Source organism: Phytohabitans maris (assembly GCF_031085175.1).
Taxonomy (GTDB): domain Bacteria; phylum Actinomycetota; class Actinomycetes; order Mycobacteriales; family Micromonosporaceae; genus Phytohabitans; species Phytohabitans maris.
This window is the reverse complement of record NZ_JAVHUY010000031.1, coordinates 65,514-90,548: the sequence shown is the minus strand read 5'-3', so window position 1 is coordinate 90,548 and position 25,035 is coordinate 65,514. Positions and strand designations below refer to the sequence as shown.

The window sequence follows — 25,035 nt, the reverse complement described above, 5'->3', positions numbered from 1 at the left end:
CGGCGGCCGGATCTGCCGGACGGATCAGGCGGGAGCGGGTTTACGACGATGAGGCCTGGCAGCCGTTACCGGATCGCGCGGTGGGCGGGTGGCGTGACCGCCGTCCTGGCCGGGGTCGTCATCGTGGTGGCGACCGCTGGCTTCGTGCCTGCGTACGTCGATGATCCGTCGTTGGGCGGCAAGGCCGACTACCTCGGCGTCATCATGGGTTCGGTCAGCCTGCTTGTCGTGCTGATCCAGTTCCTGCGCGGGCTAGGGCGTTGGGAGCGTCCACAGGATCTGGCGACGCGGCTGCAGTCGGAGATCCGGGAGGATCTCGTCCGCCGCCTCGGCCACATGCGGCGTACGTCGGAAGACATCGTGCTGCTGTACTGGTCGGCCGCGCGTCGAGCCGAGGTGGCGGTGGCGGCACTGGCGGACTCGCTCTTGCGTGACCGTGCACGGGTGGTCGTGGTGGGCCGCGCCGGACGGGGCAAGTCCTACAGCGCGCTGCAGATCGCGCTGGAAGTGATCAGGAGGGAGCCGACGCTCGTCCCGTTGGTGGTTCCGCTCAGCCGGTGGACCGGTGACCAGGATGTCGTGATCTGGCTGTCGCGGTTCATCGCGGCCGAGTTCAACGTGTCGCCGGGTTCGGCTCGGGAGCTGATCGCGTCGGGCAAGGTCCTGGCGTTGTTCGACGGCATGGACGAGCTGTGCGCGCAGGAGAGCGACGTCGAGCCGGCGGAGCGGTTTCTCGAGCGGCTCGTCGAGTGGCGGCTGCAGGGTGATCGGGCGCCGTTCCTGCTCACCTGCCGCCGGTCCAGTTGGGACGCGATCAGACAGGAGCTGCGGGAGCATCACACATTGGACCCGTACTCCATTCTTCCCGTTCAGTACGAGGACGCGAAAACGTACCTGTCCCGTTCGCTGGGTGGAACGGATGGGTTTCGCCCGGCTGCCGAGCTCGCGGCGTCGCTGCGGACGTCGGGTCGAGAAAGCCTGCTCACGAGCCCCTGGCGGCTGAGCCTCGTGGCAGAGCTCGCCAAGCACCGCGACCTGGCCACCGTCGCCGAGTCAGCTGACCCGGCGTCGTTGGTCGCGAAATACGTGGCGTCGGTCGGCGCTGTCGACGCCGGCGCGTTCGGCCGCCTGCGCAACGTGGTGGAGCTCTGGTGGCTGTCCAACTACGCCAGGTACCTCGAACGGAACCGGACGGAGCAGACGGTGATCGCGGGTCGGCTCCTGTCCGCCCGGGACATCGTGCTGCACCGGCTCTGGCCCGCGGCCGGCGCGCGGAGTCCGCTGGTTGTCGACTGCGTCATGTGCGTGCTGCTGTCGATACCCGGGATCCTGTGGGGCTTCTCGTTCCTGTGGGGCCGCGGCTGGGTCGCGCGGGTGGCCTTGGTCGCCAGCGTCATGATCTGGTCGGCGTTGCTCGTCCGGACCAGCACCAAGCCGTGGGTCCGCGCGGCCACACCGGACTGGTCCCGCCTCACCGACCCGAGGTTCTTCCTGCGCCAGATGGGCGCCGCGCTGGCCGTCGGGGCCGCTGCCTGGGTGGTCGTCGGCCCGTGGGCGGGGATCATCAGCTTCGCCACCGCCTGGCTCGCGATCGGCCTGACTGTCGGGTTTGGACAGACCCTGGCGACGGACACCCGGCCGGAGGTGGTCGGGCCGGTTGGTGTGCTGCGGCGGGAGCGGACGGTGTCCCGGCTGTCGGCCCTCGTCGTGTTGCCGGCGCTCGCGTGGGGTTTCAGCCTCACCTGGGGGCCGTGGTGGGGCACGGGCCTCGCGGTCGTGTACTGCCTCGTCGTGGGGGAGACAGTGGCGTGTGCTCTGTGGCGGCGCTATCTCGCGATGATCGTCGCGTCCCGGCTCCGGCTGCCGCTGACACCGGCCGGCAGCCTGCAGCGGATGTGTTCGCTCGGCTTCCTGCGCGTCGCCGGCATCTCCTACCAGTTCCGGCACGACGACATCCTTCGACACTTCGCCTACAGCTACGACGTGCGGGTGCACCTGCGGCAGGCTAGGCGCGGAGGCAAACCGCCAAGCCGGCGCCGGCGCGTGATCGAGTAGGCGGAGGGCGCCGAACGGCATGCCGGCTTCGCCGCGGGGCTTGGGCACGGTGAGGGGCTGGGGGCGCCGCCTAGCGGCGTACCGGTGGCGGGTCCGGGACGATCCGGAAAGCGACGTCCGCGTCCTCGATACGGGCCAGGTCGTCGGCGGTGATGCCGCGGCCGGTGAACCGCTCCACCGCGACCAGACCCAGCAGCCGCTTGTTGCGCAGCAGGTCGGCGAAGTCGAGGCCGGTGAGCGCCGCGGCGACCGCCGGTGGCGCGTCGACGTCGCCGAACGGCTCCACCGACAGCAGGATCTGGCCGCGCTCGGCGAACGAAAGGCGGGTCAACGCGTTGACGTTCCAGAACATGCTGGCGGCCCGCCCGCCGGCGGAGGCGCGGGTCAGCACGGGGTGGGTCGAGCCTTGCCAGCCGTTGTACTCGACCGCGACCACCGCGCCGCCGGCGTCGTGGACGGCGACCCACGGGTCGATGGACCGCCGCCGCATCAGGTCCTCGCCGAGGGCCCGCATCGGCTCCGGGCGGGCCGGGTCGGCGCGGAAGGCGCGCAGCACGTCCGCGACGCCCATCCCGGTCACCACGGTCACGGCCCGGCTCGTCGGCGGTCGCGGGCTCGGCCGCCAGCGCGGCGGCCACCCGCGGGTGGCTGGCCAGCCGCCGGGTCAGCGCCGCCACCAGTGGTACCGCGCCGGGCCGGATCTGGTCGAGCAGCGCGGCGCCGGTGACGGCCTCACTCTGCCTGCCCGCGGTCGCGACGGCGAGGTGGCCGGCGAACGGCTCGTCCAGGTATCCGGTCAGCTCCGGCACGCCGGCCAGGCCCAGCTCCGGGACGGTCAGCTCCAGCGCGCCGAGCAGCCGTTCGGTCAGCAGGGGTGGCAGCGAGCCGAGCGCGTCCCGCACCGGTGAGTCGGCCGCGCCGGGCCGGCCACGCGGGCGGACCCGGGCCGCCGGCCGGGCCATGAGGGCCGGTCCGTGGGCCGGCAGCGTGTCGCCGTCGGCGACCGCCCGCAACCGGCCGAGCTCGGCCGCCGGCCCCGCGGGAACACGGGCGGCGATGACCGGCAGCGCGGCGGCGACCGGTCCGGCCAACTCCGCCAAAACCCCATCAGGAACCTCGACCACGGCGCCCTCCGCTCCGTCGTGCGGCCGCGCTCGAGGTTAGTGGGTGCCATCGGCGGCCGGGACTCCACAGGATCAGCGGCGCGCCCGCGGCGCATCGGCGAACGCTGTTTGGTTAGTCTGCCGGCTGTGCGGGTGCTGGACGGTGTGGTGGGCGCCGTGCGTGAGCGTGGCCCGCGCTACCTGGCCGTCGCGGTGGCCAACGTCGTGTTCGGCCAGATCGTCCTCTGGCTGCTCCAGCTTCCCTTTCCGGACGGCCGGCGCGCGGTCGTCAACGCGGTCTCGGTCGTGGTGTGCGCGATACCGGCGTACTACGCCAACCGCGCCTGGGTCTGGCGGCGCACCGGGCGGAGTTCGTGGCGCCGCGAGGTGCTGCCGTTCTGGCTGTTCGTGGCGGTCGGGTTGGGCGCGACCACCGGCGGCGTGGCGGCCGTGGAGGCGGTCTGGCGGTTGGCCGCGGAGGGTTCGCTGCCGCGCCCCCTGACCAACCTGACGAACCTCGCCGCGACCGGCCTGCTCTGGGTAGCCCGGTTCTTCTGGATGGACGCCGCATTCCGTGCGGTCGAAGAGCCGGTCGGGGAGGGAGGCGCGGCTACCGCTTCCGGCCGCTGACGCACCAGCTGATCCCCTTGTACGGGACGATCCGCACGTCCTCGAAGTCCGCCTCGGGAAACCAGCCGCGCGCCCGCTCGTACGTGATGAGCTCGGTGTACGGGGCGTTCAGCTTGTCGAAGACGTTGAGCGCGTTGCGGTCGAAGCAGAGCCGGCGGAAGTTGGCGAAGTAGTCGTGGTACGGCAGGAACCGCAGCGGCAGCCGGTACACGGTGTGCACCACCGGGTAGAGCAGGGCGGTCAGGAGCCGGGCCAGCCGCTCGACGGTACGCCGGCTCCGGCGCCGCAGCAGGCGGCGGCGCAGCGGCTCGACCACGGCCGCCATGAACGTGTTGCCCTCCCGCGACCACACCCAGGCGATCAGCAGCCCGCCGGGGCGCAGCAGCGTGGCGAGGTGGGCCATGCTGGCGTCCGGGTCGTCGGTGTGGTCGATGGTGCCGATGCTGTACACCACGTCGAAGGGCTCGTCCGGTGTCCAGCGGGCCAGGTCGCCCTCGTGGACGCTGACGTTCGGCAGGTGGGTGAGGTTGGTACGGGCGAGCTTGTGGGCGTTGAGGTCGAGGCCGACGACCTCGGCCGCGACCGGGGCGACGATCCGCACGTGGTGGCCGGGGCCGCAGCCGGCGTCGAGCACCCGCTTGCCCTCGAAGTCGGCCAGCGTGCGCGGTTGCACCCAGTCCCAGAACAGGAACTCGTCCGTGTCCCGGAACCGCTCCCATTGATACAGCCACTCGGCCTGCTTGACCTGCGATTTTCCTACGGTCTCGTCCACCTGCGAAGTCACGAGGGGACGTTCACGGTCGCCGCTGAACGTCGCGTGCCGAGCGCGCGAACAACGCACGAAAGTTGATCAACGGCGGGCGCCGAAGCGGGATAAGCGCGCTACCGTCCCTTCGAATCCCGATGAATCTGCTGCTTGTCGCCAACTACCTGCCGCCGTACGAGGGCGGGATCCAGTTCGTGGTGGACCGCCTGGCGCGCGGTTACACGGCCCGCGGCCACCAGGTCGCGGTGACCGGACACGACGCGGCCCGGCACCCCGAGCGTTCCGGCGTGCCCTACCGCGCCGTACCGGTGCCGGCGGCCAACCCGCTGGAGCGGCTCAGCATCCCGATCCCGCTGTTCGCCCCGCGAGCGCTGCACCGGATCACCGGCGAGCTCGTCCGGTGGGCGGACGCGGTACACGTGCACGGCCTGCTCTACCCGAACACCGCGCTGGCCGTGTCGCTGGCCGCCCGCGCCGGCGTACCCGTGGTGGTGACCGAGCACGTGGGGCTCGTCGGCACCGGCGGCCGGGTGCTGGACGCCGCGCAGGCCGCCGCCTTCCGGTGGGCCGCCCGGCGGGCCGGTCGCCGGGCCACGGCGTTCGCGGTCCTCAACGAGCGGGTCGCGGGCGAGGTCGGCGCGGTGATCGGAGGCGCCCGGCCGGTCGTGCGGATCGACAACGGTGTGGACACCGCGCGCTTCCGTCCGGGCGACCGCGCCGCCGCCCGGGCCCGCCACGGGTTCACCCGGCCGACCGCGCTCTTCGTCGGCCGGCTCGCCCGCAAGAAAGGGCTGGACCTCCTGCTCGCCGCCGTGTCCCGGTCGGGCCGGTTCGACGTCGTCGTGTGCGGCAAGGACACCGAGCGGCTGCGCGACCTGCCGCCCACCGTGCGGGTGCTCGGCAAGCTCGACCAGGCCGCGCTCGCCGGCGTCTACCGCGCCGCCGACCTGCTGGTGATGCCGTCGTACGGGGAGGGCTTCCCGCTCGTCGTCCAGGAGGCGATGGCCAGCGGGCTGCCGGTGGTGGCCTGCGCCGGCGCGGTACCCGAGGGTGGTCCGCACGCCGCGGTGGTACGGCTCGCCGGCCGTGACCCGGACGCGCTGGCGGCGGCCGTACACGCCGTGCTCGACGAGGGCGACGCCGGGCGGGAGCGGCTCGGCGCCGCGGCGCGGGCGGTCGCGGTGACCCACTACGACTGGTCCGTCGCGGTCGACCGCTACCTGGAGCTGCTGGACCCGAAGCCCGCGGAGGTGCTGTCGTGACCCGGGTCGCCGTGGTCGGCGCGGGCTGGGTGACCGTCAACCGGCACCTGCCGTCGCTGTCCCGCCACCCCGGCGTGCGGGTGGTCGGCATGGTCACCGCGGAGCCGCCGCGGGTGTCCCGGGCGGAGCTGGTACGCCGGCACGGGCTGACCCGGTTCGGCTCCACATTGGACGAACCGTGGCTGCGCGAGGAGGTCGACGCCGTCGTCATCGGCACGCCGCCGGACACGCACGCCGACCTCGCCGGCGCGGCGCTCGAACGCGGGCTGCACGTGCTGGTGGAGAAGCCGTTCGCGCTCACCACCGGGGACGCCGACCGGATGATCGCCGCCGCCGGGGCCGCCGGCCGCCGGCTCGCCGTGATCCACAATCTTCAGTACGGCCGGGCCGCCACCCGCGCCCGGACGCTGCTCGCCGCCGGCCGGCTGGGCGACCTGCGGGCCGCGTTCGGGGTCCAGTCGAGCAACCACCGCCGGCGGCTCCCGTCCTGGTACCCGACGCTGCCGCTCGGCCTGTTCACCGACGAGGCGCCGCACCTCATCTATCTGCTCCAGTCGTTCGTGCCCGGTGCCGAGGTGCGCGGCCTGCACGTCGGGCCGGCGTTCGCGCCCGGCGACAACACGCCGGACCTCGTGTCACTGGTGCTGCGCGGCGGCGGCGCGGCGTTCGGGTCGCTGCAGATGACGTTCGTCGGCGCGATCTCCGAGTGGCTGCTGGTACTCGCCGGCAGCCGCGCCACCGCGGTGGTCGACTTCTTCCGGGACGTCTGCGTGGTGGTGCCCGACGACGGCGGCCACCGCACCCTCGACGTGCTGCGCACCCAGGTCGCCGCGGCGGCCGGGCACGCGGCCGGCACCGTCGCCGCCGGGTCGCTGCGGGTGCGCGGGCGGCTGGACTACGGCAACGACGAGGTGGTCCGCCGGTTCGTCGCCGCCGTCCGCGACCCGGGCCAGGACCTGGCGGGGATCGCCGCCGAGCGCGGGCGCGACGTGGTGACGGTGCTGTCGGCCGCGCACGCCGCCGCCGGGTCGCACGGGTAGTGCCGGGCCGGCACCGGCGGGCGCGGCGGTACCGGCCCGCGGCCGTGGACCTGGCGTTCGCCGGGTTTCTGCTGGCCGTCGCCGTCCTGCGGTACGCCGTGCTCACCGACCGCGCGGCCCCGGCGACCGTCGACTCCGGCAACTGGCTGGCGTTCGGCAACGCGCTCCTCGGCGACCGCACGACCCGCGACTCCGGACTGGCGTACCCGCCGGTCACCCCGCTCGCCATGGCGCTGCTCACCCGCGCGGCCGGCCCGGTCGTCGCGGTCGGCGTGCTCGGCGCGCTCAGTTCGCTCGCGCTCGCCGCCGGCACGTACGCCGCCCTGCGCGGCTTCGGCCTGCGCTGGGCCGCCGCCGGGCTGGCCGCGCTGCTCTCCGTCTCCGCCGCGACCGGCGAGGCGGCCGCCTGGGGTGGCTTCCCCCAGCTCCTCGCCGCCGGGCTGGTGCCGGTCCTGCTCGTCCTCCTCGACGCCGCGCTGCGTACCGGCCGCTGGGCACCGGCGCTCGGCGCGGCCGCGGCCACCGCCGGCCTGCTCGCCACCAGTCACTTCGTGGTCGGGTACGCCGCCTTCGCGGCCGCCGCCGTCGCCGGGCTGCACCTGGCCGGCGTGCCGCGGGGCGAGCGCCTGCGCTGGTCGCGCAGCCGGCTGCGGTACCTGCTGGCGGTCGCCGCCCCCGCCGCGCTCGCGGTGCCGCTCTACCTGCCGCTGCTGGACGCGGTCGGCGGCAACCGCCCGAGCGGCACGGACGCCGCGGCCGTCACCTGGGCCAACCTCTTCGCGTCGCTCGAGTTCACCTACCGGGACCAGCCGGTCGTCTGGCGTACCGCGATCGTCGCGGGCCTGGCCACCCCGTTCCTGCTGCGCGCCCGCTGGCGGGAGCCGGCCTGGCGGCTCGCGGTCGCCGCGCTCGGGTCGGTCGCGGTGGCCACCGCGCTCACCAGGGAGGCGCGCGGCCTGTACTTCCTGCCGTTCGCCACCGTGCTCGCGCTCGGGCTGTGGTCCACCGGCGAGCGCCACCAGCTCAGCCCCGGGCGGCCGGCGCGGGTGGCCGTGGCGGGGCTGCTCGCCGCCGCGGTCGCCCTGCAGGCGTGGAGCGGGCTGCGCCTGTTTCCGGCGCAGCGGGACTACTACGGCATCGTCTCGCCGGACCTGTACGCCGCCCTCACCTGGCTGCGCGACACCCCACCCGGCACCCGCCTCGGCGTGTCCACAGTGGACGACGCGCCGCTGGGCTGGTGGGTGGAGGGCTACGTCCGGCGGCCCACCTGGTACGCCTCCCCGCTGCGCTGGCTCAGCTACGGAGACGAGCTGGAGCGCGCCCGCGTCGCCAACGAGGTGTTCGCGCCGCCGTTCCCGCAAGACCAGAGCGTGGCCGCCGCCGAGGCGGCCGGGCTCGACCTGCTGCTCGTCTCCACGGACAGCAACCGGTACGAGCCGGCGGCGATGGCGGCGTTCGTCGAGGGGCATCCGTGCGCGGTGGTGTTCCGCAACCGCGCGGCGGTCGTCGTCGACGTCCGCGCCGCGGCCGGGCCGCCGGCCGAGGGCGGCGGCTCCGGCGCTGGCTGCGGGACGTGACGGCGTCACGCGCGGTTCAACCGAAGATCATCTGGAACCCCTATGGTCGGCTGCCATGACAGGCCCTGGCTTCCGCCTCGCCGCGCTCGCGGTGACGCTGCTCGCGGCGATCGCGTTCGCCGGTACTCCGGCGGCCGCCGCGCCGTACACGGCCGGCCGGGGGACGCTCACCCTCTCCACCTCCACGGTCGGCCCGGGCGGGCGGGTCACCGCGAACGCGGGCGGCTACGCCGCCGGCGGCGAGGTGCGGATCCTGGTCGGCGACGCGACCGCGGCGACCGTCCGCGGTGACGGCAAGGGCCTGGTCGCCGCCGAGTTCACGGTGCCCGACGGCGTACGGGGCCAGGTCGAGGTGCGCGCGCTGGGGCTCGACCCCGACCGGGCCACGCGCGTGCTGACCGCGCCGCTGACCGTGCTCGACGGCAACGCCGGCAAGCCCGCCGCGGCCGCGGCACCGGACCAGGCCGGCGACGGGGGAGGGGCCGGCGGCGGTACGGTCGGGATCCTGCTGACCGCGGCCGCGCTCCTCGTGGTCGGGGCGGCCCTCGCCGCGACGCGGGCCCGTCGCCGCGCCGGCTGACGTGGCACCGCGACCAGCCCCCGCGGCTGTGTTGGTTGCGCTCGCTTCGCTCGCTGGTGCCCCGGCGGGCCGGCTTGCGCCGCCCTCCTCGCGGCGGCGGTCGCCAGCCCCGGGGGTCAAGGCGCTCTGGCTGTTCGCGGTGTCGCTCGTCGCGTCGCTCGCGATCGGCGCCGCCGTCTCCGGCCGGGCTCCCGCCGCCGGACTGCGCCTCGGCGCGGTGACCGCCGCGGTCAGCGGCTCGACGCTGACCGTGCAGACCTCGGTCACCCCGGCGGGCGCGCGGGCGCAGCGGTACTACGTCTGGTTCGAGCTCGTCCCGGCCGGCGAGCGGCGCGCCGCGTACGTCTCGGAGACGGTCTCCGGCAGCGCCCGGCCACCCGCCGAGGGGGACAACCCGGTCGCCATCCGCCAGCCGCTGGACGTGCCGCCCGGCCAGTACCGGCTCGCGGTGTGGCTGCACGAGCGGGTGCGCGGCGCGGTGGCCGAGGCCGACCGCTGGTCCGGCCCGCTCGACCTGCGCGGCACCGACCCGGCCGAGCTGCGGGCACGGGCGCCCCGGGACGTGGCCGTCGCGAGCGCGGCGATCACCACCGGGCACCGCAGCCCGGCGGCCCTCACCGGTACCGTGCGCCTGCGCAACACCACCGCCGCGCCACGGACCGTGACGGTCGGTGTCGGGCTCACCGACTCCACCGGCGCGCGGCCCACGTCCACCACCCGCTGGGCGCCACCCCGGACGGTCACCGTGCCGCCGGGCGGTACCGCGGAGGTGGCCGTCGCGGAGAACGTCGCGGTCTGGCCGGGCGCGTACCGCCCCACCGTCGAGGTGCGCGCCGGCACCGCGCTGCTCGACCAGCTCACCGGCGCCGCCGCGGTGCGCGTGGACCTCGACCAGCGCCTGGCCCGTACCGCCCTGCCCGCCGGGCACCTCATGGTCGCCACCGGGTGGCCCCCGGCCACCTGGGCCGGCGGGACGCGCCGCACCCTCGCGGTCACCGTGGCGAACCTCTCCGCCGAGCGGGTCACCGCGCGCCTGCTGCCGGTACTGGCGCCCGCGGACGCCGCCGAGCCGTGGCGCGCCTCCCGGATCTCCTGCACCCCCGTCGACGCCACGCTGCCGCCGCACGGGCGGGCGACGCTGCGCGCCACCTGCCGGCTCGCCCCGGGGCCGGCGGGCTCCGCTCCGAGGAGCGCAGCGACGAGGCCGGATGGCGCCGGCCACCCGGGGCGCCCGGCGAGCGAAGCCGCGGCCGGACCGGGGGAGCTGCGGCTCTCGTACTGGGTGCACGAGCGGGTGGGCGCCGCCGGATTCGCGCACAGCGATGGGGTGTTCGCGCTGGTCCCGGTGCGGGTGACCGGTCCCGCCATCCGTCGTTAAGGCGGGCGGAAGAACCAAGATCCGACTGTTCGTCGGTCGTTCGCTGATCATGTCAGGCGGGTTAACCGCTGGCTGAAAACGTGCGAACCGGGCGGTATCTCTTCGCGACGACGCGGCCCGCCTCCGTCCTCCCCTTCCGGAAAGAGAGTCGCTTGTGCATCCGCATCCATCGATGAGATTCAGACCCGTGGTCGCCGCGCTGGCGACCACGCTCGCGTTGTCCACAGTGGTCCTCGTGGCACCGGGGTCCGCCGCGGCCGCCGGCCCGCTGGCCGACCTCGTGCTCGTGGAGACCGACACGGCCACCACGTTCGGGGCGGTCTCGCTGGTCACCGCCACCACGGACGGCACGCCGAGCACCAAGAACCCGGTGCCGCTGCCGGCCACGGCCCAGGCGAACCACCACCCGCTCACCCTCGACGCCGGCGAACCGAACGCGGGGCACCTGAACCGCAGCGCGGACGGCCGCTACCTCACGGTCGCCGGCTGGAACCGCGAGCCGGGCACCGGCTCCGACCCCGGCAACCACTCGGTGGCCCGGGTCGACGCGCGCGGCGGCATCGACACCACCACGACGCTCGGCGACTCGTTCAACCGCGAGTTCCCGAACTCGGTGGTCAGCCCGGACGGCCAGACGTTCTTCGCCAGCGGCCAGGGCAAGGACAGCCAGGACAACTCCGCCATCGTCCGGGTGCGGCTCGGCGGCAACGACCCCGAGGCGTGGACCAGCTCGCTGATGCGGACCGGCACCACGGCCAGGATCCTCGACGGCGACCTGTACGTCGCGACGACCTGGGTCAGCCCGTACGGCATCGCGAAGGTCGGCGACGGCATCCCGGCCGCCCCGGCGCCGTACACCGCGGTCTTCGGCAGCGAGATCCCGGGGTACTTCGGCTCGGGGATGGGCGACTTCACGCTCCTCGACGTCAACCCCGACGTGCCCGGCCTGGACACCGCCTACGTCACCGACGGCGGCATCATGAAGCTGAGCTTCGACGGCACCCGCTGGACCGGCCAGGGCCAGACCCGCCAGCTCGGCGACATCGACTCGTTCACCGCCCGGGTCGTCGACGGGAAGGCCGAGCTCTTCGTGGTCCGCGGCTCCGGCGCCGGCAACCAGCTGGTCCGGGTGGTCGACAACGCCGCCTCCGGGGCGCTCCCCGTGTACGAGGAGCAGGTGCTCAAGACCGCCGAGGGGACCAGGACGTTCCGCGGCGTCGACTTCGCGCCGGACGGCTGGAACCCCAAGCCCGCCCGCCCCGCGCCGTCGACCGAGGTCGCCGTCGTCGAGGTGAACGGCGCCAGCACCGCGAACCAGTCCGCGTCCGTCGCGATCCAGCGGTACGCCACCGGCAACAACGCCTACCGCGGCCAGATCCAGCTGCCGGGTACCGCCGGCGAGTCGGGTCCGGCGTTCACGCTGCCCTCCAACAACAACACGGCGGGCGGCCTGCGGCGCTCGGCCGACGGCCGGTACGTCACGCTCGCCGGCAACGGCAACCCGGTCGGGCCCAAGGCCGCGGCGCCCACCGTGGTCGTCCGGATCGACGGCCAGGCGCAGGTCGCCAACACCGTGCTCCCCGACGCGTACGCGGCCGCGAGCGGCGTCCCCTACGAGGTGGTGACCGCGGACGGCTCGGCGTACTGGACCTCCGGCACGGCCACCAGCCTCCGCTACGCTCCGCACGGCGCCTCCACCTCGACCCAGGTGGAGGGCTTCGCCCCGACCTCGATGGCCATCGTGGACGGTGTGCTCTACGCCGGCGGCAACCAGTTCGGCGGCAGCACGGCGGTCTACCGGTACGACTCCGGGCTGCCGACCGCCGCCGACACCCGCACGGCGGTGGTGCCGAACATCACGTACCAGAACGACTTCGCGCTGCTCGACGCGGACGACGAGGTCGCCGGCCCGGACCTCCTCTACTTCTCCAACCCGCAGGGCACGCTGGCCAAGTACGCGCTGGTGGACGGCGCCTGGACGAGCGTCGGCTCGTTCCCGGCCGGCACCGCCTACGCGCACCTCGCCGCCCAGACCGTGCTCGGCGGCGTCGAGCTCTACGCCACCCCGGCCGACGGTTCCCGCCTGGTGAAGCTCGTCGACACCGCCGATCGCACCGCGGCCCCGGCCATCGCGGCCCCGGTCACGATGGCCACCGCGACGCCGGGCACGGTGCTGCGCGGCGTGTCGTTCCCGCCGGTCGGCGGCTGGCCCGCGGCGAGCGGGCAGCCGAGCGCGCGGCCGTCGATCCTGGCCTCCTCGACGCAGGTGGTCGGCACCGCGCTCAACCCGCGCAACCCCACGCTGGGCATCTCGCTGAACGACCGGGACACGCCGGCCACCCAGCTGACCCTCACGGTGACCTCGTCGAACCAGGCGGTGCTGCCGGACGCGGGCATCACGGTCGACGGCACCGGCGCGTACCGGCGGCTCTTCTTCGCCCCGCTGGTCGCGGGCGGCTCGCAGCTGACGATCCGGGTCAGCGACCCGCAGGGGAACACGACCACGACCACGGCCACGTACACGGCCGAGCCGGCCGTGGCCGACACGTCGATCTTCTTCTACTACGGCGTGGACGACGTCTCCTCCGCGGTGGACGTCGGCGACGGGTACCTGCTCGGCGTCACCGACGAGGAGAACGCGCCGCGGCTCTGGAAGCGGCAGAAGCCGGCGGACGTCACCGGGCCCGGCTCGGCGTACCGCACGATCGACATTCCCGGCATCGGCGGCGGCGAGTACGACTACGAGGGTCTCGCCAAGGTCGGTGACCTCATCTACCTGTTCGCCTCGCACGGCAACGACAAGGGCGGCGGCTCGGAGCCCGAGCGGGCCCGCTTCGACGTGGTACGGGTGACCGGCACCGGCGCGAACATCCAGCTCACCCGCGTCGGCGGCACCGAGACGCTGAAGGCGCAGCTGCTCGCCTGGGACGCCGGCAACGGCCACGGCCTCGGCGCCGACGCGCTCGGCTTCGTCGCCGGCTCCCGGGTCGGCGTGATCCCCAACCCGCCCGACGGGTTCAACATCGAGGGCGTGGAGGCCGGGCCGAGCTCGACGTCCACCCTGTACCTCGCGTTCCGCGCACCCACGTACGTGAAGAACGGCAAGCCGCACGCGGTGATCGTGCCGGTGACCAACATCGACACGTACATGACCGGCGAGGACGCGCAGGCCGAGTTCGGCGCCCCGATCTTCCTGGACCTGGGCGGCCGGTCGATCCGCGACATCCGCAAGAACGCGGACGACGACTACGTCATCTCCGCCGGCCCCGGCAACGGCAACACGTCGTGGGCCCTCTACACCTGGAACGGCCGGCCCAACAGCAAGCCGGTGCTCGACCAGTTGCTGCCGGACGAGAACGTCGACGGCACCTGGGAGACCGTCCCGTCGGTGCCCAGCCCGATGGTCGCCGGTGCCCAGATCGAGCTGCTCACCGACGCCGGCGACGCGGACGGCCGCGGCCGCTCGTTCGGCAAGATGTTCACCCTCACCGGCGGCCCGCGACCCGGGCACCTGGTGGTGTACACGCAGCCGGCCGGCGCCGGGGCGACCGTCACCGTCGACGGCGTGGCCCGGGACACCGGCGGCCTCGACGGGCTGGCGCTCCCCGACGGCCAGCACCGGGTCTGCGTCCAGGCACCGAGCGGGTACACCGCCCCGGCCTGCCAGAACGTCACGATCAGCCAGACCGCCGGCGCGACGCTCGACATGGCGCTCACCCCGACGTCCGGCATCAGCGCGCGCTGGAACAGCGGCACGATCGGCAACGCGCCGGTGACGGTCACGGTCGACGGCGTACCGGTCAACGACGGCACCACCGGCACGGTCAACGCCCGGGTCGCCCCCGGGCAGCGGGTCATCTGCTGGAGCGCGGTGGCCGGGTTCAACCCGCCGGCCTGCCAGACCCGGACCTTCGACCCCGGCGTCACGTACGCCGTCACCGGCAGCTACACCGCCAACCCGGACGCGTCCGCCTACAGTGGACCGACCGGCATGCTCCGGGTCGCGCAGACCGCCAACCCGGTCGCCACGACCGTGGTGGTCGACGGCAAGCCGCGCGCCACCTGGGGCCTGGACTGGATGCGGATCGCACCCGGCCAGCACGAGGTCTGCTTCACCGACGTGCCGGGGTACATCACGCCGGCCTGCCGGACGGTCACGGTCACCGGTGCGCTCACCACGACCGTCGAGGTGGCGTTCACCCCGGCCGCGGTGCTCCAGGTGAGCACCGACGCGCCGGGCCCGGCGCAGATCTTCGTGAACGGCGTCGCGTACGACGGCTGGGGCGTCTGGACGTACCTGCCGGCGGGCGAGGTGCAGGTGAGCTTCGGCGCGGTGCCGGGTCGCACCACTCCGCCCTCGCAGACGGTCACCCTCACGCCGGGCCAGACCACGGTGGTCACCGGCTCCTACCCACCCGCCTCCTAGCACCACCGGCTACCTGGGTGGGCGTGCGCCGTACACGCCCACCCAGTCTCCCTCTGGGGGTCAGCAGACACGGCCGGGTGCTTCAGGTCGTGGCCGTCCGGTACCGCGGGCGACCCGTGGTGCGGTACGTCTGGATCGTTATCCCCTTCGGCGTGGAGCGCAGGTCGACCAGCTCCAGTCCGATGTCCGGGCCGGTGGTGGGGAAGAGGCGTGTGCCCTGGCCGACGACCACGGGATACGTGAGCAGGACGATCCGGTCGACCATCCGGTGGTGCAGCAGCCAGCGGATCAACGTGCCGCTGCCCCACACCTGGAGCTCACCGCCCGGCTCGGCGCGCAGTTCGCCGATCGCGGCGGCGACGTCTCCCGAAAGGACGGTCGTGTTCGCCCATCGCGGATCGGTGAGCGAGGTCGAGGCGACGTACTTGGGTCGCGTGTTCAATGCCTGCGCCACGGGGTTCGCCGGATCCATGCCCGCTCCCCAGGAGCCGGCGAAGATCTCGTAGGTGCGCCGGCCGAAAAGGAACGCGTCGGCGCGCTGGAAGGCCTGGCCGATAAACGTGGATGCCTCGTCGTCGAGTAGCGGCGGCGCCCATCCGAAGCGCTCGAATCCCGCGCCGCCCGCATCGGCTTCGGCCTGTGTCTCGGCTTCGATCCGTCGATGCCCCTGCGTCACTCCGTCGAGAGAGACGTTCGTGACGGTCGTCAGTTTCATGGTCGCCGGCCCTTTCGCGCTCGCGTCGTCGTTCGGTCAGACCGGACCCCGGCCGCGATCTCATCGGTCCCTTACCGCTACAGATGACCGGTGTCGTTGAAACCGAGCAGTGCCGGTGGTCGGTCGGAGTCCCACCGCACGGTGGTGATCCGACCACGGCCGCTAGGGCCGCGGCGTCCAGCTCCGCACCGGCACCCGCCGGCAGCGGCACCAGTCCAACTCCGGCGGGTGGAGGTCGGCCTCGATGGGCGACGTCCCGGACATTACCCATTCACCCGGTCGGCGGCAGGCTGCTTTCGCCTTCGAGGCCGCCCGGCCTCTGGGCCGCGATATCACCGGACGGGGTGGTCGAGATCGTGGTATCCAGGTGCCCTGGGAGGGGCACTGGAATACCACGATCGCCGCGCGCCGACCCGTTTTGGGGCGCCACCTTCCCCACGTCTGTGATCGAAGCTCCCCTGAAGTCGTTCTAGCGACTTGAGGGGAGCTTCGATCACTGTCCATCACCCCGACTCCGAAGGCTCTCCAGGGCGACATTCGGCCTGATGGTCCCTGGCCGGCGGGCATGAGTGCCCTGGCCGCGCGGCCCGCTGGCACGGATGCTGAGAGCGTGAGCGGCAGGGCGACGGTTATCGGGGTGGCGGGGCACAGACCAAGGTCCGTGCTGGCGACGGTCGTCTTGCTGGTGTTCCTCGGGATCAGCGCGCTGCCGAGCGGCGTCGACCTGACGCTGGGCGGGTGGATCGCGGGTTCCTTCCCCGCCGACTGGCTCGACCGCCTGCCGTTGATCGACAGTTGGCTGATACCCGGTCTGGTCCTCGGGATCGGCTTCGGCGTGGGCTCGCTCGTCACCGCGTACGGCATGGCGACCGGGCGGGGCTGGCCGTGGCTGGACCGGGCGGTTCGATGGACCGGGCGGCACTGGTCGTGGTCCGCCACGATCGCGCTGGGGCTCGGCCAGGTGGCGTGGATCGCGCTGGAGCTGATCTACCTGCCGGGATGGTCCTTGCTGCATGTGGTCTACGGCGGCACCGGCGCGGCGCTCGCGGTGCTGCCGCTGCTGCCCGCCGAGCGCGCCTACCTCCGCCTCCGCTGAGGGCACGCCGGCTCCGCTGAGGGCACGCCGCCTCCGCCGGGGAAACGCCGGCTCCGCTCAAAGGGACCCCGCCTCCGCCGGGGGAACGCTGGCTTCGCCGAGGGCGAGGGAACGTCGCCTTCGCTGAAGGGACGCCGGGCGGGCCATCACCCAGTGGTGCGATTCACTTGGACGGGACCGTGCGGCGCACGGCATGATCCTAAAGATGGGCGATCATCGGGATTGGACCGAGCCAGGGGCATATGCCCTGGCTGAAGGGGTACACCGGATTCCGCTGCCGCTTCCCATGGATGGGCTCAAGGCGGTCAACGTCTATGTGATCGAGACCGAGGACGGCCTGACGCTCGTCGACGGCGGTTGGGCCGTCGAGGCGTCGCGCAAGCAGCTCGAAGACTCACTGCGCAAGATCGGCCACCATCCGCGCGACATCACGTCGTTCCTCGTCACTCACGTCCACCGGGACCACTACACGCAGGCCGCCGCCATCCGCTCGGAGTTCGGTACGGCGGCGGTGAGCCTCGGCCGCGGTGAGCGGCCCGCGCTCGAGCTCATCCGAGACCCGGACCGCGCCGAGCGTTCCACGGAGTCGCAGCTGCGCCGGGCCGGTGCCGACGAGCTGGCCGACCGGTGGCGCGCCGCGAGCGAAGGGGCCGAGCGCGACCTTACCCATTGGACGCTGCCGGACCAGTGGCTCGACGACGACCAGCGGATCCAGGTCGGCACGCGCACGCTCGAGGCGGTGGCGACACCGGGACACACCCGCGGGCACTTCGTCTTCGTCGACCGTGCGGCCGGGGTGCTCTTCGCCGGCGACCACGTGCTGCCCACCATCACGCCGTCCATCGGATTCGAGCCGGTCCAGGGGATGCTGCCGCTCGGCGACTTCCTGAGCTCGCTGCTGCGCGTCCGCGACCTGCCGGACCTGCGGCTCGCGCCCGCCCACGGCGCCGCCGACCGCCGCTCGCACGAGCGGGTGGACGAGCTGCTCGCGCACCACGACCACCGCTTGGCGCTCTGCCTGGCGGCGGTCTCACCCTCCGGAGCGACCGCTCTGGACGTCGCCCGGGCCGTGACCTGGACCCGGCGCGAGCGGCACTTCGACGAGCTGGACGGGTTCAACGCGGGGCTCGCCACGCTCGAGTCCAAGGCGCACCTCGACCTGCTCGTCGCCCGCGGCACGCTCACCGCGGACACCAGCGACGTCGCGACGATCTACCGGCCGGTCCCGCCACCGCCCGCGGCCGGACAGCGGTAGAGGGCAACGCCGGCGCGCCGGCCGTAGACGTTGTCTACGGCCGGGTGGTAGACAGTGTCTATGGAAGCCGACGAAGGCTTGCGCGCTCGCCTCGTCCGGGTCGGCGGCGAGCTGCTCGACCGGGACGGCCCGTCCGCGGTCTCGCTGCGTGAGATCGCCCGGTGCGCCGGCGTCTCGCACGGGGCGCCGCGCCGCTACTTCCCCACGCACCTGGAGCTGCTGTCCGCCATCGCCCGCGAGGGTTTCGCGGATCTCAGCGAGCGGGCGGGCGCGGCCCTGGCCGAGGCGCCCGGCGATCCGCGTGCCCGGCTCGCGGTGCTCGCCCGGGTCTACCTGGACTTCGCCGTCAGCCGCCGCGGCCGGTTCGAGCTGATGTTCCGCCACGACCTGCTGGAGAGCGGCCACCTGGGGCTGCGCGAGGCCAGCCTGCCGCTCTTCCGGCTCCTCGCCGACCTGGTCGCGCGGGCCCGGCCCGAGCCCGAGCCGCCGGCGCCGGTCGTCGCCGCGGCGCTCTGGGCCAACCTGCACGGCATCGCCCAGCTCTGGACCTGGCGCAGCCTGACCCTCGCGACCGGCATCTCCGATCCGGCCCCGCTGCTCGACGCCGCCCTCGCCGCCCACCTCGGACCGCCCGCATGACGCGCACCCCGCCGCTGTACGCGCTCGCCCAGCACACCGTCGGCCGGTACCTCCGGCATGCCTGGCGGCCCAGCGTCACCGGCCTCGACCAACTGCCGGCCAGCGGCGGCGCGATCCTGGCCGCCAACCACCTGTCGGTCGCCGACCAGTTGTTCCTCGGGATCCTGACGCCCCGCCACATCGCCTTCTGGGCCAAAGCCGAGTACTTCCGCTCCCGGGGCACACGCGGTCACCTCACCCGGCACGTCGTCACGGCCCTGGGCGCCATCCCGGTCGAGCGTGGCGGTGGCCGGGCCGCCCTCACGGCGTTCGACGCCGCCGCGCCGGTCCTTCGCTCCGGCGGCCTGGTCGCCGTCTTCCCCGAGGGCACCCGCTCGCCCGACGGCCGCCTGTACCGTGGCCGCACCGGCGTGGTCCGCCTCGCCCACAAGGCCGGCGTCCCGATCATCCCGGTCGGCATCCGCGGCACGGACCGGCTCCGCCCGCCCGGCGCCCGCTTCCCCCGACGGCAGCCGATCAGCGTGGAGTTCGGCGCGGCCGTCTTCGCCGACATCGACAGGCCGGCGGACATCCGCCGGCTCACCGACACCCTGATGGCCACCATCCAGTCGCTCAGCGGCCAGGAGTACGTGCCGCGCTACGCCCGGGCGTGACCGTGCGGCCGGTGGCGCACGGCGGCGGAGCCGTCAGCGGCGCAGGGTGGCCGAGGGTGCCTCGCCGAAACGCTTGCGGTAGGCGGCGGCGAACCGGCCGGTGTGCAGGAACCCGTAGCGCAGCGCCACGTCGGTGACCTTGACGCCCGCGGACGGGTCGAGCCGGAGCAGCTCCTCGTGCGCCAGTTCGAGCCGCCGGCGCCGTACGTAGGACATCGGCGCCATGCCCACCTGCCGGCGGAACGCGGCGTGCAGCGACCGCTCACTCACCCCGGCGACCGTGGCCAGGTCGGCCACCGTGTACGCCGTGTCCGGGGCCGAGTCGATCAGCTCGACGACCCGGCGGACCACCCGCGGCGAGGGGCGCGCCTGCGCCGAGAAGACGGCGTCGGTGTAGGTGTGCCGGTGGCCGAGCAGCAGCGCGGTGAGGATGCCGTGCTCGATCTCGGCGGCGAGCACCGGCGGCGGCCCGCCCTTGCCGCAGCGCTCCAGCGCGCGGCGCAGCGTCAGCACCGCGGCGACGATGCCCTGACCGCCGCCGTCCAGGTCGACGCCGGCCTCGAAGTGCAGCGGGCGGCTCAGCGGCTCGTTCAGCAGGTTGCGCAGGTACCGCTCCAGCCTCGGCTTGCCGATGGTGAGCATGAGCTCCAGGCCGCCGTACCGCCGGGGCGCGGTCATCCGGAACACTCCGGCGCCGGCCAGCGCGGCGAGGTTCTCCTCCACGAGCCGGCGCTCCTGCTCGCACCGCCGGGCGTTGGCGCGCAGCAGGGGGATCAACTCCGCCGCCGCCGACACCAGGCCGGCGCCCGCCTGGTCCGAAGCTGTCACCGTCATCTGTCTCTCCTCGCGGCCGGCGGGCAGGCGGCATGATGGCGACGTTAGGTGCGGCCGGCGCCCGGCACGAGCCGCTTTCCGCACGCTCAAGCCACTTCCGGCACGCCGTCCAGCGCCTCGTCGTAGCGCCCGCCGCACATTGAGCTTGGGCTGGTGATCGAAGCTCCTTTCAAGTCGTTAGAACGACTTGAAAGGAGCTTCGATCACAGACGTGGGACACGGCGCACCCGTGCCGGCCGGTTCGCGTGTCGGGCTGGGGCCTCGCAAGGGGTTCAGCGTTTCGTCAAGACGGATTTGCCCCGGCCCGCCTCGGCTCTAGATCGTTGGCCGGTATTTCGGTGCTGGTCGGCGTGGGTCAGGGATCGTAGGCGATCAATGAGCGTTTGATCGGTGTGCCGATGGTCCAGTTGTGCCAGATGAGCGCGTTGAGGTCCAGGAGGCGTTGCACGATGCGGGTCCAGAGGCTGGCCGGGACCCGGCCGGGTCGGGCCTGCAGGCCGAGTTGACCTCTCAACGTCCAGAAGATCGCCTCGACGTGTTGGCGTAGCCAGCCAGGAAACGGCCAGGTCCGGCGTTCGTTGCGGTAGGCCGGCCGGAGCAGATACAGGTCCCGACAGCAGACGCGGGAACAGATGCCCCACCCGCCCGGCCGCGGCCCGCAGCCAGTGCCGCTCGTCATGCAAACGCGGCAAAACCTGGGCCACCGCCAAACAGACCAACTCGGCATCGGACACCACCGGCGGTCGTCCTGAGCCCCCGCCGGCGTGGCTGATGTGCCGGGATCGATACACCACCCACGCCGACCAGCGCAGAAATATCGGCCAACGATCTAGAACGTTTAGGGCGGATATGGAGCCATAAACGTTCTAGATCCGCTTCGAAACCAGCGTCGGGCGCGTCGCAGCGTTTCTTCAGACGCGATTTGCCCCGGTCCGCCTCAGCTGTGGGCCGCATGCGCGGGGTCCCCGGGGAAACGTGGAGCGCAGCGGAGCGTTTCGTGGGGTGCTTTCCCGCGGGCACCGCTGCGGCCGTCGGCGAGCTGGCGCTCGCCGAGTTCCCCGGCCTCCGCTGCCGGCTCCGCGACGCAAGCCCACCCGAGGGGAGCGCAGACGGGGCAGCTCGAGAGCTTCCCGCACACACATCCGTCCGCCCGCCGGCGGCGCGGTGGTGAAGGGTTCCCGGGCGCACGGACCACTGGACGGCTACCGGCTCCCCGCGGAGGCCAACGGCCGGGTCGGCCGCGCCGGACGGGACGGCGTCGTAGCTGGTTGTCACGGGACTGTCATGGTTCCGCGAAGGCAGCTCCACACGGCCCGACCAGGCTGGTCCGGTACGGCCGAGGTGGAGGGGGCGCGGGGTGAGTGCGGTTGCGCGACCGGGTGCCGGACCGGTGTCGGTGCCGGTCGTGGAGATCTACGTGGCCGGCCCCCTGGACCTCACCTGCCTGGCCCCGGTGCGGGCGGCGCTGGACACGGCGGTGCGGCTGAGCCCGGACCGGCTGGTGGTGGACATGGCCCGCTGCGTCGGGATCGACGCGGCCGGCGTCGCTCTTCTCCTCGACGTGCACCGCCAGCTGCTGCGGGCCGGCGCGGACCTCACGCTGCGGGCGCCCTCTGCGCGGCTGCGGCGGATCCTGCGGATCGCTCGGGTGGAGCAGGTGCTGCACGTGGTGCCCGAGGAGGTGCCGAGCCCCGGGGTGACGACGGAGCCGATCAGGAGCGCGCCGTGACGACACCGGTCCGCGACAAGCCGCCGGCGATCGTCCTGTCAGCCGGTCATTGGTGCCGCCGGTCACGCGCGGGCGCGTGACCGGCGGATGGTGCCGTACGAGTCGTCACTCGGGCTGGTCGGTCACGGTGAAGGTGACCGTGCCGTCCCGGACGGCCGCGTCGAGCGCCTTGTCGTCCAAGGCGCGGACGGCCTCCGCGTCGAGAAACAGCCGCGCGCCGAAGGAGTCGAGCACGTGGTCGCCGTCGAGTGGGCCGCTGACGACCCCGACGGTGAGCGCGCCCGCGGCTGATCCGGACGCTATGCGCAGGCCGGCCTGGTTGGGTACCCCGGGCCGGTCGGTGAGCCGGCGGATGAGGCCGATCGCGTTGTCGGTGAGGGTGAGCATTCGTGCGGAACTCCTTGCCTTTCTGTCGGTTCGGGTGCTGCCGTCCGCGCGGGCGCGGCGGGATGCGCGGACGGGGCCGTCGACGCGCTGGCGCGTCCGGCCCAGCCCAGCCGGGCGCGGCCCCGGGCGGCGGTGGACGGTCGCGGCGCCTGCCTCACCCCGCCCGGTGGGGGATGGGAAGGGGCGGGGTGAGGGCTCGAGGGCGCCATCGTCATCGCGCCAGCCGTGGCGGCGTTTCGGCCAGGGCTGGGGTACTCACGTGGAACCTCCGCGGGCTGGACGTCACGATCTGGAGCGCGTCCAGCCTCTTTTCGCGGTATGGCGGTAGCTCCGCAGTCGTGTGACAGTCCCATGACAAACCGCCAGGACGCCGGTCCGACCCACCAGGCCAACGCGTCGTCGACGACGGCGGCCACCCGCTCGCGACCACCCGGCTCCACTCCGCGCGGTGGGCCTCGGCGATCACCTCGTCGGCATCGGTCGTGAGACGCCGGGCTCAGCCGGAGAGCAGCATCGGCAGCGTCAGGGCGTAGGCGCCCAGCAGCACGGCGCCTTCGACGCGGGTCAGGGTCAGGCCGCGGCGCAGCAGGGCCCAGGCGAACCCTCCAATGAGGAGCATCGCCACGAGCAGGGAGACGCCGACCGTGGCCGACTCGGCCGCGCCGGAGGCGAACCCGACGACCGAGCCGGCGGCGAGGCTGTTGAACAGGTTGCTGCCGAAGAGGTTTCCGACCAGCAGCTCCGACTCGTCGTGCCGCTGGGCCTGTACGGCGGTGACGAGCTCCGGCAGGGAGGTGCCGACCGCGACGACCGTGAAGCCGATGAGCACCTGCGAGACGCCGAGGTCGGCGGCGATCGCGGAGGCGTTGGCGACCAGCAGCTGGGCCCCCGCCAGTACGCCGGCCAGGCCGACCACCGCGCGGACGGGTTCGAACCACTCGGGCAGGCGCCGGGGCGGCGTCGGTACGTCCAGGGCGGCCGGTGCCTCGGTGAACTCGGCCACGTCCGCGGCGAGCTCCTGGTTGCCGGGGGTCTGGCGGGCCCAGCGCACCAGCAGCGCCAGCGCGCCGAGCGTCGCGGCGGCGAGCACGGTGCCGGTGACCCAGCCGAGCCCGGCCCAGGCCAGCAACGCGAAGGCGGCCACCGCGCCGACGGCGAGCGGCACCTCGCGGCGGAGTACCTCGGAGGTGACCGCCACCGGGGCGATCAGCGCCGCCACGCCGAGGATCAGGGTGAGGTTGAGGATGTTGGAGCCGACGATGTTGCCCACCGCGATCCCGGTGTCGCCGCGCGCCGCCGCCACACCGGACACGAGAAGCTCCGGCGCCGAGGTGCCGAAGCCGATGACGACCACCCCGACCACGACCGGGCTGATCCGCAGCCGTCGCGCCAGCCGGGACGAGCCCAGCACGAGGTGGTCGGCGGCGACGGTGAGCAACGCCAGGCCGGCGACGGCGAGCAGGATCTGAACAGGCAAGGCGGGCTCCCCGGCTCGATGTGCGGCGACATCGCCGACCAGGCTTCCCGGCACACCAGACGGTCACGGTACCGCAGCCGGTCGAGCGGCCGCCGCCGCGACGGGCGGGGTCCGCCGGTCAGCCGCGTTCCTGGCGGGGCAGCACCACCTCGCGGACGACGAGCTGGACGGCCGCGACCGCGGGGATCGCGATGAGGGCGCCGACGACGCCGAGCAGGGCGATGCCGAGCAGGGCGGCGAGGATCGCGGCGAGGTCGCTGACCTTGACCGCGCGGCGCATCACCTTGGGGTAGATGACGAAGTTCTCCACCTGCTGGTACACGACGAAGAAGACGACGCAGGCGATGCCGACGCTCACCCCGCTGGTGGCGAAGCCGACCGCGCTGACCACGACGGCGCCCAGGGTGGCGCCGACCTGGGGGATCAGGTCGCAGACCGCGACCACGACGGCGAGCGCGAACGGGTACGTGACGCCGACGATCATGAGGAACACCCAGGTCGACACGCCGGCGATGAGCGCGATGGCGAGGGCTCCGGCCATGAACGCGCCGACCTTGGCCAGGATCTCGTCGCCGATCGCCTGCACCCGGACGCGGCGGGAGGCGGGGACGAGCTTGTACGCGCCGAGCCGGAGCCGGTCGAAGGCGGCCAGGAAGTAGATGGTCAGCACGACGACGGTGAGGACGTTGAAGAGCGCGCCGAAGACGACCTGGGCGCCGCCGAGCACCCCGCCCGCGGCCTTGGTCATGTTCGACGCGGTGGCGGCGGACTGGAGCCGGTCGATGATCTGGTACTGGTCGTTGAGGTCGCGCAAGGTCTCGCTGCGCCGCATCTCGTCGATGTAGTCCGGGAGGTTTTCGACCAATGCGCCGGTTTGCGTGACGATGGGCGGTACCAGGGCGAGCAGCCCCGCGGCGAGCAGGATCAGCACGCCTAGGCCGACGCCGGCCACCGCCAGGCCGCGCGGCAGCCCCCAGCGTTGCAGCCGTACCACCGCGGGGTTGAGGCCGACGGCGAGGAACAGCGCGATGAAGATCAGGATGAGGATGGAGGCGGCGTCCTGGACGAGCAGAAACAGGACGTAGGCCAGCAACAGGCCCAGGCCGGCGGTGAAACCGATCACGAACGGGGAACGGGACAGCGGCGCACCGGGCTTGCCGAAGCGACTCTCGTTTTCGCTTTCGGCGTCCGCCGCGGGTGGCGGGTCGGGCTCGGCCGGCCGGGGCGCGGGGACCGGCTCCGCGGCCCGGGTCTGGTCGGGATCGGGTGCGATCGTCGGGACCTGCTCGGACACCCTGGGGTCACCTCCGCGATGGCGTGGCGGCAGTCTGCCGCTGGTCGCACAGTAGTGAACCCGCACACCCGCCGTGGGGACGCGCCGCGCTGGTGACCGGGCGGGTAACTGGCTACCGTGAAGGTTCCCCCCGGTCCGC

22 protein-coding genes are annotated in these 25,035 nt (G+C 73.6%); 14 read left to right on the top strand and 8 right to left on the bottom strand.

Annotated features, from left to right (window positions below; genetic code table 11):
• Positions 1-48: 48 nt before the first annotated feature.
• Complete coding sequence (locus RB614_RS28840; RefSeq protein WP_308715815.1) at positions 49-2,055, top strand: NACHT domain-containing protein; 2,007 nt, start codon at positions 49-51, stop codon at positions 2,053-2,055.
• A 70-nt stretch (positions 2,056-2,125) separates the two neighbouring features.
• Here the strand turns inward: RB614_RS28840 and RB614_RS28835 are convergent, their stop codons facing one another.
• A complete protein-coding gene (locus tag RB614_RS28835; protein ID WP_308715814.1) occupies positions 2,126-2,644 on the bottom strand; it encodes a DUF6461 domain-containing protein in 519 nt (172 codons plus the stop codon).
• 55 nt (positions 2,645-2,699) lie between these two features.
• On the opposite strand from RB614_RS28835, the gene RB614_RS28830 reads away from it, so the two are divergent.
• Positions 2,700-2,963, top strand: coding sequence for a hypothetical protein (locus RB614_RS28830; RefSeq protein ID WP_308715813.1), 264 nt, complete (start codon positions 2,700-2,702; stop codon positions 2,961-2,963).
• 342 nt (positions 2,964-3,305) lie between these two features.
• Positions 3,306-3,788 (top strand): GtrA family protein, encoded by a 483-nt coding sequence (locus tag RB614_RS28825; RefSeq protein ID WP_308715812.1) that lies wholly within the window; start codon positions 3,306-3,308, stop codon positions 3,786-3,788.
• Here the strand turns inward: RB614_RS28825 and RB614_RS28820 are convergent.
• Entirely contained in the window at positions 3,769-4,572 is an 804-nt protein-coding gene (locus RB614_RS28820) for a class I SAM-dependent methyltransferase (RefSeq protein ID WP_308715811.1), read from the bottom strand. The two genes, RB614_RS28825 and RB614_RS28820, sit on opposite strands and share 20 nt — an antisense overlap.
• A 119-nt stretch (positions 4,573-4,691) precedes the next feature.
• Between RB614_RS28820 and RB614_RS28815 the strand changes: the two genes are divergently transcribed.
• From RB614_RS28815 to RB614_RS28790, 6 genes are all read left to right on the top strand, one after another.
• On the top strand, positions 4,692-5,816 hold the full coding sequence (locus RB614_RS28815) for a glycosyltransferase family 4 protein (protein WP_308715810.1): 1,125 nt from the start codon (positions 4,692-4,694) through the stop codon (positions 5,814-5,816).
• Entirely contained in the window at positions 5,813-6,856 is a 1,044-nt protein-coding gene (locus RB614_RS28810) for a Gfo/Idh/MocA family protein (protein WP_308715809.1), read from the top strand. Before RB614_RS28815 ends, RB614_RS28810 begins: the two co-directional genes overlap by 4 nt.
• Positions 6,857-6,900: 44 nt before the next feature.
• Positions 6,901-8,433 carry a hypothetical protein gene (locus RB614_RS28805; protein ID WP_308715808.1) on the top strand — a complete coding sequence of 511 codons (1,533 nt, stop codon included), beginning with the start codon at positions 6,901-6,903 and terminating at the stop codon, positions 8,431-8,433.
• A gap of 55 nt (positions 8,434-8,488) precedes the next feature.
• Entirely contained in the window at positions 8,489-9,013 is a 525-nt protein-coding gene (locus tag RB614_RS28800) for a hypothetical protein (RefSeq protein ID WP_308715807.1), read from the top strand.
• Positions 9,014-9,152: 139 nt separating this feature from the next.
• Positions 9,153-10,391 (top strand): hypothetical protein, encoded by a 1,239-nt coding sequence (locus RB614_RS28795; RefSeq protein WP_308715806.1) that lies wholly within the window; start codon positions 9,153-9,155, stop codon positions 10,389-10,391.
• A gap of 172 nt (positions 10,392-10,563) precedes the next feature.
• Positions 10,564-14,817 carry a hypothetical protein gene (locus tag RB614_RS28790; RefSeq protein ID WP_308715805.1) on the top strand — a complete coding sequence of 1,418 codons (4,254 nt, stop codon included), beginning with the start codon at positions 10,564-10,566 and terminating at the stop codon, positions 14,815-14,817.
• 82 nt (positions 14,818-14,899) lie between these two features.
• Here the strand turns inward: RB614_RS28790 and RB614_RS28785 are convergent, their stop codons facing one another.
• Positions 14,900-15,532 carry a dihydrofolate reductase family protein gene (locus RB614_RS28785; protein WP_308715804.1) on the bottom strand — a complete coding sequence of 211 codons (633 nt, stop codon included), beginning with the start codon at positions 15,530-15,532 and terminating at the stop codon, positions 14,900-14,902.
• Positions 15,533-16,193: 661 nt separating this feature from the next.
• Between RB614_RS28785 and RB614_RS28780 the strand changes: the two genes are divergently transcribed.
• The 4 genes from RB614_RS28780 (at position 16,194) to RB614_RS28765 (ending at position 19,175) form a co-directional block, all read left to right on the top strand.
• A complete protein-coding gene (locus tag RB614_RS28780; RefSeq protein WP_308715803.1) occupies positions 16,194-16,628 on the top strand; it encodes a hypothetical protein in 435 nt (144 codons plus the stop codon).
• A 286-nt stretch (positions 16,629-16,914) separates the two neighbouring features.
• A complete protein-coding gene (locus tag RB614_RS28775) occupies positions 16,915-17,883 on the top strand; it encodes an MBL fold metallo-hydrolase (RefSeq protein ID WP_308715802.1) in 969 nt (322 codons plus the stop codon).
• 60 nt (positions 17,884-17,943) lie between these two features.
• On the top strand, positions 17,944-18,522 hold the full coding sequence (locus tag RB614_RS28770) for a TetR/AcrR family transcriptional regulator (protein WP_308715801.1): 579 nt from the start codon (positions 17,944-17,946) through the stop codon (positions 18,520-18,522).
• Positions 18,519-19,175 carry a lysophospholipid acyltransferase family protein gene (locus RB614_RS28765; protein WP_308715800.1) on the top strand — a complete coding sequence of 219 codons (657 nt, stop codon included), beginning with the start codon at positions 18,519-18,521 and terminating at the stop codon, positions 19,173-19,175. The genes RB614_RS28770 and RB614_RS28765 overlap by 4 nt, the downstream gene beginning before the upstream one ends.
• 33 nt (positions 19,176-19,208) lie before the next feature.
• On the opposite strand, the gene RB614_RS28760 is transcribed toward RB614_RS28765, so the two are convergent.
• Together RB614_RS28760 and RB614_RS28755 are read right to left on the bottom strand one after the other, a co-directional pair.
• The gene (locus tag RB614_RS28760) at positions 19,209-20,009 is read right to left on the bottom strand and encodes a helix-turn-helix transcriptional regulator (protein WP_308715799.1); all 801 of its coding nucleotides are present in this window, start codon (positions 20,007-20,009) and stop codon (positions 19,209-19,211) included.
• Between the two features lie 355 nt (positions 20,010-20,364).
• A complete protein-coding gene (locus tag RB614_RS28755; protein WP_308715798.1) occupies positions 20,365-20,688 on the bottom strand; it encodes a hypothetical protein in 324 nt (107 codons plus the stop codon).
• Between the two features lie 678 nt (positions 20,689-21,366).
• On the opposite strand from RB614_RS28755, the gene RB614_RS28750 reads away from it, so the two are divergent.
• Positions 21,367-21,738, top strand: coding sequence for an STAS domain-containing protein (locus RB614_RS28750; protein WP_308715797.1), 372 nt, complete (start codon positions 21,367-21,369; stop codon positions 21,736-21,738).
• A 105-nt stretch (positions 21,739-21,843) separates the two neighbouring features.
• Here RB614_RS28750 and RB614_RS28745 read toward each other — a convergent pair whose 3' ends face one another.
• The 3 genes from RB614_RS28745 to RB614_RS28735 form a co-directional block, all read right to left on the bottom strand.
• Positions 21,844-22,125, bottom strand: a complete 282-nt coding sequence (locus RB614_RS28745) for an adhesin (protein WP_308715796.1) — start codon at positions 22,123-22,125, stop codon at positions 21,844-21,846.
• A 496-nt stretch (positions 22,126-22,621) separates the two neighbouring features.
• Complete coding sequence (locus RB614_RS28740) at positions 22,622-23,602, bottom strand: calcium/sodium antiporter (protein WP_308715795.1); 981 nt, start codon at positions 23,600-23,602, stop codon at positions 22,622-22,624.
• A gap of 118 nt (positions 23,603-23,720) precedes the next feature.
• Positions 23,721-24,896 carry an AI-2E family transporter gene (locus RB614_RS28735; protein WP_308715794.1) on the bottom strand — a complete coding sequence of 392 codons (1,176 nt, stop codon included), beginning with the start codon at positions 24,894-24,896 and terminating at the stop codon, positions 23,721-23,723.
• Between the last annotated feature and the right edge of the window lie 139 nt (positions 24,897-25,035).